Genomic DNA, 13,681 nt, shown 5'->3' on the forward strand with positions numbered 1-13,681 from the left:
ATGTTCATTGCTTCAACAGCCGGTCGGCGGTCTGTTCGACGGTTGTCCGCGCTGTCTGCGCTCGCTGTGTCGGCCCTCGTGGTCGGAGCATGCGGCAGCAGCGACTCTGCTGAGACTCAGAGCGCCGACGGTAGCGATTTTGCGGCCGTGACGATCGATTCGGCACTGGGGCAGGCGGTCATCACCGAGAAGCCGGAGCGCATCGTGACCCTCGGGCAGGGTTCGGCCGAGACGGCGATCGCGTTGGGTACCGTCCCTGTCGGCGTCGAGGAGTACTCATGGGGTGCCGACGACACCGGTTACCTACCGTGGGTGCACGATGCGGTTACCCAATTGGGGGCCGAGCTTCCCCAACAGTTCACCGGTGGTACCGAATTGAACATCGAGGCCGTCGCGGCTCTCGAACCGGATCTGGTCCTGGCACCGTGGTCCGGCATCACGCAGGATCAGTTCGACAAGCTCAGCGCCTTCGCCCCGGTGGTCGCGTACGAGGAGCAGCCGTGGACCACGACCTGGGAAGACCAGATCACCGTGATCGGCAAAGCCATGGGTGAGGAGGCGAAGGCTGCGGAGGAGATCGACAAGATCGAGAGCCGCTTCGCCGACGCCGCCGCACAGCACCCCGAGTATGCGGACGTGAGCTTTTCGTACATCTACAACACCGGTCCCGGCACGCTCGGCGTGTTTCTCGCCGACGAGCAGCGCGTCGCGATGGTCCGCGGTCTCGGGTTGCAGGTCGATCCGGTGGTGAACACACTGGACGAGACCGAGGGCACCGACTCGTCCGTGATCGGGTTGGAGAATGCGAATCTGTTGAACGATTCCGACCTGATCTTCACCTTCTACTCGGACCCTCAGAACCGTACCGACACCGAAAATCAGCCTGCCTACAAGCAGATTCCGGCTGTGTCCCGGGGTTCGGTCGTTGCGCCGACGGATCAGTCCTTCGTCACGGGGTCCTCCATCATCAATCCGTTGACGGTGCCCTGGGCACTCGAGCGGTATGTGCCGATGATCGACGAGGCTGTCGCGAAGGTCGACGCCGGCATGGCTTCGACCAATTGAGCGGAGCGTAGAGGAACAAGATGGGCCGACCTAGGGCGACGGTACTCTCGAGTCACTCGAATCAACCTGTCGAACAAACTTTTCCAGCCCCGCACCGTGTTCTCGGTGCGGGGCTGGTCTCGGTTTGCGGGTTGGGTGTGGCCGGGTTACGCGATGTGGGGGCCGGCTCGGGCGTGGGATTGTCGGGGTTCTCGGTAGGGGTCGACGGTCGCCGGCGGGATGAACCACGGGTGGTTGTCGGTACCGATGAACACGTCCCAGTCACTGTGGTGGATGAGTCGGTGGTGGAAGCCGCACAGTAGGACGAGGTTGTTCATGTCGGTCGGTCCGCCGTCGGTCCAATGCCAAATATGATGCCCCTCTGTCCAGGCGGCGGGTTTTCCGCAGCCGGGGAATGCGCAACCGTGATCGCGGGCTGTCAACGCGCGCTTTTGTTTTGCGGTGACGGTGCGGGCGGTGCGGGCGAGGTTGAGCGGGTTGCCGTTCTCGTCCATGACGATGGCGGTGAGGAGGCAATCGCACGCGAGTTGGCGGGACGTATTGCGGGAGAGTGGTCCCATCCAGGGCAGCCATCCGACGGTGGTGCCATCACCGAACAGATCCCGATACGCGCCGCGATCCTGGCTCGGTGGCGTAGCATCATCACATCCATCGGCACTGCCGGTGAGGTCATCGGGTTCGGTTGCGGTGGAGGTGTTCTCGTCTGTTCCGTCGTCTGCCGTGGCGTCGGTATCGGATTCGTTCGTAGCGTGCGAGGTTTCGTCTTCGGTGATGTCGGTACCGCGGCTCTGAAGGTCGCGAAGGGTGATATGGAGGTTGATGTGGGGTCTTTCGCCGCCTTCGGTGGGGCGATCCTTCGAGGCGAGGTAGTGGTCGAGGATCTGCCCGAATGCGTCGGCGCGGCGTTGGGCGGGGCTGCGTTCGTCGGGGGTGCCGTCGGCTGCGGGGCGGGGTTCGGTCAACGGTGAGAGGGCGGTGAAAAGTTTTTCTGCGGTGACGGCATCGAAGTCGGCTTTGAGGCACAGGCGTTGGTTGAGCATCTTCGATGCGAACAGTTCGTTGCGGTCGGTGTCCTCAGGGGGCGGCTTGTCGCTGCCGTAGGTGTCTTTGAGTTTGGTGATCGCTTCACGGATCTTGTCGGTGCGTGCCCCGGGCCCGGTGGCGGCGGTGATCATCGCGGTACGGGCGATATCACGACCTTCTTGGGGGAGGTTCTTCGGTGGTGTTTCGGCGAAGCCGAGGATTAACGCGGCGTGGTCGACGGTCATGCTGCCGGTGTTCACGGCGTCTGCGATGTCGGGGAAGTTCTTCAGTCCGCGGGCGAGGGCGACGATCTTGTGCGCTTTGCCGGGGGTGAGCAGGGTGGTGGCGGTGAGCCAGCCGGCGGGGCCGGGGAAGCCGAGTTTCTCACGGCTCACGCGGGTGTCGATTTCGGCGACGAGGGCGATACGGCGGGCTTCGAGCAGTTGGATCTGGTGGGAGGACGCGGTGGCGGCGGCGAGGAGTTCTGCCTCGCTCAGTTGCCAGATCTCCGTCGTCATGGACCAAGTGTATCGAACAGGTGTTCGACACGCAACGATGATTCAATCGAAAACTATTGCCCTGCATAAGGATTCGGAACTGCAACGCTGTCGGTACGTCGTGGTAAAGGATCGACGGCTTCCGGCGATCGCATGTCTCGGCCACTCTTGCTGTGACAAGTGCACCCGAACATCGGTGCATTCCCTGATGCGTCAGTACACTTCGCGTTGCCGCTCCTGTTCCAGCACCTGCTCGAGGTCGCTCAATCGGTTCATCGACGAGACCTGACGCGCCGTGCGGTGATTGAGCGCCAACATCTCGCGGTGCCGGTGCACGAATGCCCAGTAGCCGGCAGTGAAGGGGCACGCGTCGTCGCCCAGTCGCTTCTTCGGGTTGAATTCGCACGGCTTGCAGTAGTCGGTCATGCGGTTCAGGTACGCCCCGCCCGACGCGTAGGGCTTGGTGGCGATCACCCCGCCGTCCGCGTGCTGACTCATGCCGATGACGTTCACCGGCATCACCCAGGCGAACCCGTCGACGAAAGCCGTTGCGAACCAATCGGTCAACGCTCGGGGGTCCCACGCATGTTGCAGCGCAAAGTTTCCCAGAATCATCAGCCGGGGGATGTGGTGCACCCAGCCGCGGTCGCGTACGCCGTCCACCGTGCTGGACAGGCACTTCGAAACCACGGCGTCGCCGTCCAAGTCGAGTAGCCAATCCGGCAGTGGCTCATGGGCATCGAGCTTGTTGCGTTCCAGGTATTCCGGCCCCAGATGCCAGTACAGGTGCCACACGTATTCGCGCCAGCCGAGGATCTGTCGAACGAAACCCTCGACGCTCGCCAGCGGGGTGCCGTCTCGGTGGGCGTCCTCGGCGGCATGCGCCACGTCCAGCGGTTGCAGCAGACCGAGGTTCAGGGGAACCGAGAGCAGCGAGTGCGACATCGTCCAGTCGTCGGCCATCACCGCGTCCTCGTATTTGCCGAAGTCGTCCAAGCGGTAATTCACGAAGTGCGCCAACGCTTCCGACGCCTCGGAAGCAGTCACCGCGAACACTCGTGGCCCGTCGACCCCGACGGTGTCCAGGTCCCACGAATCGAGATCGACACGCACCTGGTCGTCGATCGTGTCCTCGGTCGGCCACCACGGTTCCTCCACGCCCAGGTTCAGCCGTCCCTTCGGCGGCGGCGACTGATTCTCGGCATCGAGGTTCCACTTACCCGAGACCGGGTCGGCACCGTCCATCAGCACCGAGAATCTCTTGCGCTGCTCGCGGTAGAACGTCTCCATTCGGAAGGTGTCGCGCTCGGCCGCCCAGTCGGCGAACTCTGCTCGCCCCAGCGCGAACATGGGCGTCGGCAGAATTTCCGAAACCAGGCCTTCGTCGTGCAACAACCCGACGAACTTATCCGCCGCGTGCGAGGTGGGCTCGAACACCACCACCGGCTTGCCGTACTCGGCCAACCCTTCGCGATACGTCTCGGTCTGCAGATAAGTGACGCGATCACCCAGCTCGTCGGCCAGGTGCCGCATCCCGGACAGCACCAAATGGAGCTTCTGTCGGTGGTATCGCCGACGGCGGAACACGCGCCGGGACTCGATCATCAGCACGTCTCGCTCGGCATGCTCGTCCACCGAGTGGAAGTGCGGACCGAGCTGATCACCGAACAACCAGAGAGCATCCATTCTCCGAGTGTTCTCCCGCAGCGCAGACGGCAAACCAGTATCCGAACCATGGCCGGTTGGTGAACACTGTGGCCGACCCAGGCGCGCCTTACTTGACCGCCGCCCATCCATCGCATGGACTGACCCGATGCACGCTGAGTCTGCGCTTTCCAGAAGAACGTTTCTTCGCTCGTCGTCGGTAGCCGTCGCGGTGGCCGGAGTCGCCACGACACTCCCGGGAACCGCCCAGGCGCAGAGCAGCGATCGAGGCTTCCTGCACGGGGTGGCATCGGGAGATCCGTTGCCCGACGCGATCGTTCTCTGGACCCGCATCACCCCCACGCCCGACGCCACCCCGGGCTCCGGCGTCGGCGCGCAGGTATCGGTGACGTGGCGAATCGCCCGAAGCGCAGACATGAGCGACGTCGTCGCCTCTGGAACGGTCGCCACCGGTCCCGATACCGATCACACGGTCAAGGTCGACGTCGACGGACTCAGCGCGGACACCACATACTTCTACGACTTCCGGACGAGCGACGCGGTATCGGCCGTCGGGACCACGCACACCGCCCCGGCCAACGACGCCGATATCGATGCCATGCGGTTCGGCGTCGTCTCGTGCTCCAACTGGGAGTCGGGGTACTTCGGTGCCTACCGGCACCTGGCGGCCAGGACCGACTTGGACGCCATCGTGCACCTCGGCGACTACATCTACGAGTACGAGACGGGCGGCTTCCCCGGGCGCGACGGGGTGATCCGGCAGCATTCGCCCACTCACGAGATCGTCACCGTCGCCGACTACCGCCAGCGTCACGGCCAGTACAAGTCGGATCCCGATCTGCAGGCCGCGCACGTCGGTGTGCCGTGGATCTGTACGTGGGACGACCACGAGTCCGCCAACGATGCCTACGACGGCGGTGCCGAGAACCACACCCCCGCGACCGAGGGCGATTGGTACACCCGCAAGGCGAACTCGGAGAAGGCGTACTACGAGTGGATGCCGGTGCGCGCGGCAGGCACGGCGACCAACCGTCACCTCTACCGTCGGCTGCGGTTCGGCAACCTCCTGGAACTCTCGATGCTGGACCTGCGCACCTACCGCTCGCAGCAGGTGCTTCCGTTCAATGGTCCCGAGGTCGATTCTCCCAACCGAACCATCACCGGCGCGGAGCAGATGCAGTGGCTCACCGACGGCATCGTTTCTTCGCCGACGCAGTGGAAGATCGTCGGTAATCCGGTGATGATCACGCCTACCCTCATTCCGCCGCTCGACCGTGATGCGGCCAAGGCCGTCACCTCCCTGCTCGGCATTCCGGAAGGCGGCCTCCCCTACAACGCCGATCCGTGGGACGGGTACACCGCCGACCGCCGCAAGCTGCTCACCGCGATCGTGGACGCGGGCGTCGACAACACGGTCTTCATCACCGGCGACATCCACTCGGCTTGGGCCTGCGAGGTACCCCTCGATGCGGCCCAGTACGCGACCACCGAACCTGCTGCCACCGAGCTCGTCGTCACCTCGGTGAGCTCGGCCAATATCGACGATCTGACGCGTACTCCGCCGCACACGCTGGGCCGCGTCGCCGAGGAGGCGTTCAAGGCGCTCAACCGGCACGTGAAGTTCGTCGACCTCGACAGTCACGGGTTCGGCGTCTTCGAAGTCACCAGGACGGCGGCTCGGATGGATCACTGGTTCCTCACCGCCAAGGAGGATCCGCAGACCGGCGTGTACTGGGGAGCGGGCTTCACCGTCGACTCCGGCACCCAGCGAGTCCGGGCGGCGGCACCGCCCGCCGGATAACGCGCCATACTGGTCGGCGTGGCTGTACCGAAAATCGTCCTGTTCTACGTGTTCACTCCATTGCCCGATCCCGAGGCGATCCGGCTGTGGCAACAGACGCTGGCCGCGTCGAACAACCTGACCGGACGCATCCTGATCTCCGAACACGGCATCAACGCGACGGTGGGCGGCGACGTCGGCGACGTCAAGAGGTACGTCCGCGGTACCCGCAGCTACCCGGCCTTCAATGCGGCCGACATCAAGTGGTCCGATGGGCTCGGCAACGATTTCCCGCGACTGAGTGTGCGCGTACGCGACGAGATCGTCACGTTCGGTGCGCCCGGGGAGCTGAAGGTCGACTCCGAGGGTGTGGTCGGCGGTGGCACTCATCTGAGCCCGGAACAGGTGCACGAGCTCGTCGATGCTCGCGGCGACGACGTTGTCTTTTTCGACGGCCGTAATGCCTTCGAGGCGCAGATCGGCAAGTTCAAGAATGCAGTGGTGCCTGACGTGGAGACGACGAAGGACTTCGTCTCGCAGCTCGATTCCGGTGCCTACGACCATCTGAAGAAGTCTCCGGTGGTCACGTACTGCACCGGGGGAGTGCGGTGCGAGGTGCTCTCTTCGTTGATGGTGGCCCGCGGGTTCGAGGAGGTCTATCAGCTCGACGGCGGAATCGTTCGATACGCAGAGACTTTCGGTGACGATGCCCTGTGGGAGGGCTCGCTGTTCGTCTTCGACAAGCGGATGGCGCAGAACTTCTCCGATCACACCGCCGTCATCGGACGCTGCAGCGCCTGTGGCAACCCGACCTCGCGGTACCAGGACTTCGACGGTGATGCCGGCCGTGGTCTGCGGTTGATCTGTCTCGACTGCGCCTGAGTGATGTTGCCGTTCCGGGACGGTCTTGCGCCGATGAGACTGCTGCTACCGCATGGTGATTCGGCCACCACCATCGTGGAGTACTTGGAACGCGAGATGCCCGACGACGACTGGCGGCGGGCCATGCGCGACGCCGAAGTGGTGGACGAGAAGAGCAGGCCCGTCTCCGTGGACACGCGGTACCGCCCCGGCAGTCAGGTGTACTTCTATCGCGTTCCAGCGCAGGAGGTTTCGGTGCCGTTCGAGATCGGCATTCTGCACCAGGACGAGGACCTGCTGGTGGTCGACAAGCCGCACTTCCTCGCCACCATCCCGCGTGGTCGGCACGTCACAGAAACCGCGACCGTCAGGCTACGAAAGCAATTCGACTGCCCCGATCTCACGCCCGCGCACCGGCTCGATCGCGCCACCGCCGGGGTACTGCTCTTCACCAAGACCAAGCATGCCCGACGGCCGTATCAGGAACTCTTCTCCTCACGCAATGTCACCAAGGAATACGAGGCGATTGCGGGATTCGATGCGGCACTGCAGTTTCCCCGCGTCGTACAGAGCCGGATCCTGAAGGAGCATGGCGTCATGACGGCATACGAGGAGTCGGGGGAGCCGAACAGCGAGACCCGCATCGAACTCGTCGACGCGTCCGGTGATCGTGCCCGCTATCGACTCTTCCCCAAGACCGGCAAGACTCATCAGCTGCGGATTCACCTGTCCTCGTTGGGTATTCCCATAGTGAACGATCCGTACTATCCGGTGTACACATCGACTCCCGCCGACGACTTCACCCGGCCGCTGCAGCTTCTTGCCCGGGCGCTGAATTTCACGGACCCCCTGACCGGTGAACCGCGCCGATTCGAGAGCCGCCTGACTCTCGAGGGTTGAGGGGCGGCATCGTTCGTTCGGACGATTGTGACACTTGGGACGCGAGGTTAGCGTGTCGAGCGAGCCATGTCCGATGGAAGAGAAGAGGAGAAGAGTGTGAAGCGTCGTATTGCTGTTGTGTTGGGAGCGGCCGTTATAGCTGTAGCGTCGCCGGCGGTCGCGGTGGCCGATACCGGGAGCGCAAGCACCGGTAGCGCGAGCGGCGCGTTGTCGGATCTGTCGCGGTTGTGGGAGGCCTGCGCGCTGACCATCTTCACCGGGCAGTGCACCGGAATCGTGGCCACGATTCCTCAGTACGACATCCCCTGAACCGACAAACGCGCGCGCATTCGCCAGATGCTCACGGAATCGTTCACCATTCCGCGAGCGTCCGGCAAACGCGCGCGCGTTTGCGGGAACCCCAGGCCCTACTTGGCCAACGACCGCGCCATTCCGCGTTCGATGGCAGCGACCAGCTGCGGGCGCAGTTCGGCAGCGGGGACGATGTGATGCACCGATCCGACGTTCTGTGCTCGCTGGATGTTGTGGATGGCCTCGAATTCGGCTGCCACTTCACCCAGTTTGGCGTTGCGGGCGTTCGCTCGCACGGTGGCGAGCTCGACGCGCAATGCCGAGCGGGTGGCGTCGTCCTCAGCTGTGTTCAACCGGGCCTCGAGCTCCTTGACTTCAGCATCCGCTGCGGTGCGGGCATTGACGTCGCGGGTGAACACCACTGCGGCGGCCGGGGCACCACCGAGTACGGAGGCGAAGGAGCCCTCCACTGCAAGGACTTCCATGTTGTCGTTGAGCGCTCCGGAGAACACCACGAACGCGCCGCCGTGGTAGCGCGAGACGACACAGAACACGACCGGTCCGTCGAAGTTGACGATGGCGCGGCCGATCTCGGCACCGTATTCGAGCTGGATGTTGCGCAGCGATTCCGGTGATCCGTCGAAGCCGGAGAGGTTGGCCAGCACCACGATCGGCCGGCTTCCGCTGGCGGCGTTGATGGCGCGTGCCGTCTTCTTCGACGAGTTCGGGAACAGGGTGCCCGAGGTCCACTGATCGGGGCCGTCGGACGGGAACCAGCCCTTACGGGGGATGGCCCGCGATTCGATACCGATGACGGACACCGGGATTCCGGCGAGGTGGGCGTCGAACACCACGGAGGTGTCGGCGTCGGCCATGTCGGCCCAACGCTCGAGTACCGAATGGTCCTGGTCCACCACAGCGCGCATCACGGTGCGAATGTCGAACGGCTTCTTACGGTCCGGGTTGGTGACCGAGGAGAAGATGTCGCCGACGGTGGTGAAGTCGCTCGACGGGTGCACGTGCGGGTAGGTACGCACGTCGCGCTCGGTCGGGTCTGCGGTGGCCGCGCGGCGTGGGAAGCGTTCTCCCGGTGCCGCATACGCGTGGTCGTAGTGCGCGAACAGGATGTCGCACGCGGCCCGCAGGTTCGGTGCCCAGTACTGCGCCTGGCCGTTGGGGCCCATGACGCGGTCGTAGCCACCGATGCCGAAGTTGTCCTCGGCCGAGACGCCACCGGAGTAGTCGAGGGACTGCTTACCGGTGAGCACCATCGCACTGTCGGGGGTCATCACCAGGATGCCCTTGGTGTGGGTGAGCATCGTGGCTTCGGCGTTCCAGTAGGGCTGCGCGCCGACGTTGATGCCCGCGACGACGATGTTGATCTCGCCGCCGGCCTGGGTGAAGGTGATGATGCGACGCAGGCCGCGCGATACCCAGTCCATGTTCTCGGTGCCCGATTCCATGGAAATCGTTGCGCCGGAGGACAATGCGAACCACTCGACGGGCGCACCGAGTTGTTCGGCGAGGTCGATGGCTGCAACGATCCGCGAGCACTCGGCCTCGGCGACCGTGCCGAGCGCCTTCGTCGGGTCACCGAAGAGCGCGACGCGGGTGATGCCCTCGGGGTACTTGGCAGTGGGCGTGGTCGCGACACCGACGATGACGCCCGCCGTGTTTCGGCCATACGGACGCTCGACCGGGGCGAGGACGCCGTCGGCGTCGAAGTCGTACTCGGTGAACGTGCCGCCGTTGCTGCTCAGCAACGGAATGAGCTCGTACGGGTAGACGGTGCCGCGGGCCTGTGACCGCTGCACCTTCTGGGTGTACTCGTCGAGCGGACGCATCGGCTCGGTCGGCGGCGGGGTCACCTTGGCGACGATGCCGGCACCGGATCGGTACGACAGACGCAGTGCGACCTCGCGTGGTGCCGCGCCGGGTGTTTCGGCAAGCCGAGCGATGAGAGTGATCTCTTCGAGGCCGGCCCCGATCGTCAGCGGCGCGATGTGCCGGGCGATGGTGGCGATGCGGTCGGCGGGCACGTTCAGTACCGGCCAGACGTAGAGCACGACGCGGTTGGCGTCGAGGCGCTTCTTGCCGCGTCCGGCCTGAGCGCGGCGGATGCCGTCGAGGCAGGCCGCGACGGTTCGTTCGATCTCGGGCACGGCGACGATGTTTCCGGCGTCGTCCAACTGTGTTGTGATGCCTCGGATCTCGGCGAGGGCAACCAGGCGCTCGTCGGAGGGGTTGGCCTTCGACGTCAGGTGGAACAGGTAGGTTCCGGCGCTGGCGGGCAACCGAACTCCGTCGAAGTTCTTCAGGCGCCACAGGTCGAGCCGTTGACCGGTCAGCGGGTGCATGTCCCGGATGATCGTGTCCTCGGCGAGGGGCTCGGAGCCCTCGACCGTGGTGCGGCGATACGTCATCTTCCGCGTGACGGTGCCGAACACCGTGACGGTGACGCGACGCCAGCGGCCGGTGCCGGGGTGTGCGGCCAGAACGGCCTGCAGTTGATCCGAGAGTGCATCGCCGTCGGTCGGGGCGTCCGGCCAGGACAGGTAGAGATCCACGGCCAGGTTCTCGGGCGAGGGGCCGGCGATGTCGTCGACAGCATCGAGAGTAGCTGCGAGAGAATCGAAGTCGGTTGCCGTGGAGATCAGGTGCAGCTGCTCACCCGAGAGCTCGAACGCGCCGGTGACGAAGTACTTGCCGTCGCGGTCGAACGCCTTGACGTCTTCGAGGGTGCGAATCTCGTAGTACTGGCGGGTGATCACCTCGAGCAGGGCTCCGGGATCGGTGATCCGTTGTGCCAGCAGCTCGATCAGCGGCTCCGGGGTGGCGACCAGTGCGGCGACGCGGGCCGAGTAGTCGGCGGCGTCGGGGTTCTCGGCGAGGTACTGCAGGCTGCCGCGAACGCCGTCGTAGATCTTCTCTCGGGCGATGCGGATCTGCGGCTCGTCGAACAGTCGGAAGCGCAGGTTGCGTGCGACGTCGCCGATGACGGGGTAGCGGGCCTGGGTGGCACCGATGAGGCGTTCGAGCACCTCGGCCATGGCGGGGGTGGCGTCGGGCTGCTGCGAGCTGTCGCTGAGCCAGTGGCCGAGCAGGGCGGCGATGACCGGAACCTGGTTCTCCATGCGCTGCAGGGCGAGGAAGACGCGGTAGACGGCTTCTTCGAGCTCGGGTGTGCGGCCCTCGTCGATGGCGGCGTCGTAATGTGCCATAGCGCGAGTGAGCTTGCCCCGGAACGACTCCGGCAGTCCTTGCACATCGGCGTCGAGCGACTGCATGAACGAGTGGAAGTGCTCGCGCGGGGAGTGGACGCGCTCGTCGGTGCTCTCTTCGTCCATCGTCGGTCGGTTGCGGGAGAGCTCGCAGATGTCGGCGAAGGTGTTGAGCAGTGCCAGTTCGGCACCGACGAGTGCCGAGTCGTTCCGCGGCACCTCGGCGCGGAGAGTCTCGTAGGTGGACAACAGGTTTCGAGCGCGGGCACCACTGACGTCGAATCCGGTGATGAGGGCTGCGAGTTCGTCGAGGCGGTCCAGGGCGCGGCGCTGCGGAGAGCGCTGCGCGGCATCGTCGATCCCGCGGAACTGCACGCGCGGTGCCTGCTCGGACACCTTCTGCTCGCCGGCCTGATCGACGCGCAGCAGGGCTGCTCCGGCGTCGACCTGTCCGTTGACCGAGGCCAGTACCTCACGCACGGTGCCCGCGTACGGAGACCGGACGGCGGTTTCCATCTTCATCGACTCGAGGACGACGAGCGTCTGTCCGGCTTCGACCTCGTCACCGACGGCGACCGGTACGGCGACGACGACGGCGGGAGCGGGCGCGCGGACCAGCCCGGCCTCGTCCTGGGAGATCTGGTGGCTGATGCCGTCGACCTCGACGAGGAAGTGGGCAGCTCCGGCGACGGTGACGACCTGGTAGCGGTGGTCACCGATGACCAGACGGCTCTCGTACGTGCCGAGGCGTTCGACGTCGACCTGCAGTTCGCCGATGGCATCTCCGTCGATGCTGTAGCGGTGCGGGCCGGCCTGGCCCACTTCGAGCTTGTAGGCCTGGCCCTGGTAGTTCAGTTCGACGGTGCGGCCGATGGCATGGGTGGCGCGCGGCCGGCCGCCACGTGCGGAGCTGAGGAACGCGGCACGCTCGCGGCCTTCCTCGGCGTCGTAGGCGTCGATGGCCGCGGCGATGATGGCGATGTCGGCCACCGCCGTCGGGCCCACCTGCGAGCCGGCTTCGGTGCGGTCGAGCCAGCCGGTGTCGGCGGAGGCGGAGATGACTTCCTCGCGGTCGAGCAGGCTCAGCAGGAACGACTTGGTGGTGGTGCCGCCGTCGATGACGACGGTGGTCTCACGCAGCGCGTTGCGCAAGCGAGCCAACGCTTCGCTGCGGTCGCGGCCCCAGGCGATGACCTTGGCGACCATGGAGTCGTAATCGGGCGGGATCACGTCGCCCTGAGCGATACCGGTGTCGACGCGAATTCCGGTGCCGAGCGGGAACTTGAGTAGTTCGACCGTGCCCGGCGCGGGCGCGAAGCCGTTGTCGGCGTCCTCGGCGTTGAGGCGGGCCTCGACGGCGTGGCCGAATTCGGTGGGGCATTCACCGGGCAGTGCTTGACCGTCGGCGACGAGGATCTGCAGCTTCACCAGGTCGATGCCGGTGGTGTACTCGGTGATGGGGTGCTCGACCTGCAGGCGGGTGTTGACCTCGAGGAACGTGAAGATCTTCTGCTCGGGCTGGTATAGGTACTCGACGGTGCCTGCACCCTGGTAGCCCGCAGCCTTGACGAGCTCGGCCGAGGCGGTGCGCAGCTGATCGGCCTGTTCCTTGGTCAGCAGCGGCGAGCTGGACTCCTCGATGACCTTCTGGTTGCGGCGCTGGATGGAGCAGTCACGCACGCCGGGTGCCCACACGTTGCCGTGGCTGTCGGCGATGACCTGAACCTCGACGTGCCGGGCATCGGTGACCAGACGCTCGAGGAATACGACCGGGTCGCCGAACGAGCGCTCGGCTTCGCCCTGGGTGCGCTCGAGGGACAATTCGAGTTCGTCCTCGTGGAAGACCTTGCGGATACCGCGGCCACCGCCGCCCGAGCGGGCCTTGATGATCAGCGGGTAGCCGATTGCCGCTGCGTGTCGTCGAGCGTCTGCGCGGGTCTCGACCGGTCCACCGGACCACGGTGCGACCGGGACGCCGACCTTCTCGGCGAGGATCTTGGCCTCGACCTTGTCGCCGAGCAGACGCATCGCGTCGGCGGACGGGCCGATGAAGGTGATGTTCAGTCGGGCGACGAGATCCGCGAACGTCGGGTCCTCGGCGACGAAGCCCCACCCGACCCACACGGCGTCGGCACCGGACTCCACCAGTGCCGCCTCGAGGACGTTGTAGTCGAGGTACGCCGAGCCGGTGGCGGGCTTGCGCAGCGTGACGGCCTCGTCGGCCTGGCGGACGAACATGGCCCGCTTCTCCGCCTCGGTGTGCAGCGCTACGGTGCGGATGCCGTAATCGTGTTCGGCGTTGAGCTCTCGGACGGCTCGGATCAGCCGTACTGCTGCCTCGCCTCGGTTGACTACTGCAATCCGCTTGAACAACGTAT

8 protein-coding genes are annotated in these 13,681 nt (G+C 65.4%); 5 read left to right on the plus strand and 3 right to left on the minus strand.

Going from position 1 to position 13,681, the window contains the following annotated elements:
- Entirely contained in the window at positions 1-1,065 is a 1,065-nt protein-coding gene (locus ASG84_RS02675) for an iron-siderophore ABC transporter substrate-binding protein (protein WP_057475442.1), read from the plus strand.
- A 146-nt stretch (positions 1,066-1,211) separates the two neighbouring features.
- On the opposite strand, the gene ASG84_RS02680 is transcribed toward ASG84_RS02675, so the two are convergent.
- Both ASG84_RS02680 and ASG84_RS02685 read right to left on the minus strand, forming a co-directional pair.
- Positions 1,212-2,606, minus strand: coding sequence for an HNH endonuclease signature motif containing protein (locus ASG84_RS02680; RefSeq protein WP_057475443.1), 1,395 nt, complete (start codon positions 2,604-2,606; stop codon positions 1,212-1,214).
- A 192-nt stretch (positions 2,607-2,798) separates the two neighbouring features.
- Entirely contained in the window at positions 2,799-4,271 is a 1,473-nt protein-coding gene (locus ASG84_RS02685; RefSeq protein WP_057475444.1) for a cryptochrome/photolyase family protein, read from the minus strand.
- 127 nt (positions 4,272-4,398) lie between these two features.
- On the opposite strand from ASG84_RS02685, the gene ASG84_RS02690 reads away from it, so the two are divergent.
- From ASG84_RS02690 to ASG84_RS02705, 4 genes are all read left to right on the plus strand, one after another.
- Positions 4,399-6,051 (plus strand): alkaline phosphatase D family protein, encoded by a 1,653-nt coding sequence (locus ASG84_RS02690; protein ID WP_057475445.1) that lies wholly within the window; start codon positions 4,399-4,401, stop codon positions 6,049-6,051.
- Between the two features lie 18 nt (positions 6,052-6,069).
- Positions 6,070-6,912, plus strand: coding sequence for an oxygen-dependent tRNA uridine(34) hydroxylase TrhO (trhO, locus tag ASG84_RS02695; RefSeq protein WP_057475446.1), 843 nt, complete (start codon positions 6,070-6,072; stop codon positions 6,910-6,912).
- Between the two features lie 3 nt (positions 6,913-6,915).
- A complete protein-coding gene (locus ASG84_RS02700; RefSeq protein WP_057475542.1) occupies positions 6,916-7,791 on the plus strand; it encodes a pseudouridine synthase in 876 nt (291 codons plus the stop codon).
- Between the two features lie 96 nt (positions 7,792-7,887).
- Positions 7,888-8,100, plus strand: coding sequence for a hypothetical protein (locus tag ASG84_RS02705; RefSeq protein ID WP_156399347.1), 213 nt, complete (start codon positions 7,888-7,890; stop codon positions 8,098-8,100).
- A gap of 98 nt (positions 8,101-8,198) precedes the next feature.
- Here the strand turns inward: ASG84_RS02705 and ASG84_RS02710 are convergent, their stop codons facing one another.
- Complete coding sequence (locus tag ASG84_RS02710; protein ID WP_057475448.1) at positions 8,199-13,676, minus strand: ATP-binding protein; 5,478 nt, start codon at positions 13,674-13,676, stop codon at positions 8,199-8,201.
- Positions 13,677-13,681: the final 5 nt, after the last annotated feature.

This window comes from Rhodococcus sp. Leaf278 (assembly GCF_001426085.1).
In the GTDB taxonomy this organism is placed as follows: Bacteria; Actinomycetota; Actinomycetes; order Mycobacteriales; family Mycobacteriaceae; genus Rhodococcoides.

What these genes read in the sequence shown, in the direction of transcription:
- ASG84_RS02675 (WP_057475442.1), top strand. Translation starts at nt 1, where the DNA reads ATGTTCATTGCTTCAACAGCCGGTCGGCGGTCTGTTCGACGGTTGTCC.
- ASG84_RS02680 (WP_057475443.1), bottom strand. Translation starts at nt 2,606, where the DNA reads ATGACGACGGAGATCTGGCAACTGAGCGAGGCAGAACTCCTCGCCGCC.
- ASG84_RS02685 (WP_057475444.1), bottom strand. Translation starts at nt 4,271, where the DNA reads ATGGATGCTCTCTGGTTGTTCGGTGATCAGCTCGGTCCGCACTTCCAC.
- ASG84_RS02690 (WP_057475445.1), top strand. Translation starts at nt 4,399, where the DNA reads ATGCACGCTGAGTCTGCGCTTTCCAGAAGAACGTTTCTTCGCTCGTCG.
- ASG84_RS02700 (WP_057475542.1), top strand. Translation starts at nt 6,916, where the DNA reads ATGTTGCCGTTCCGGGACGGTCTTGCGCCGATGAGACTGCTGCTACCG.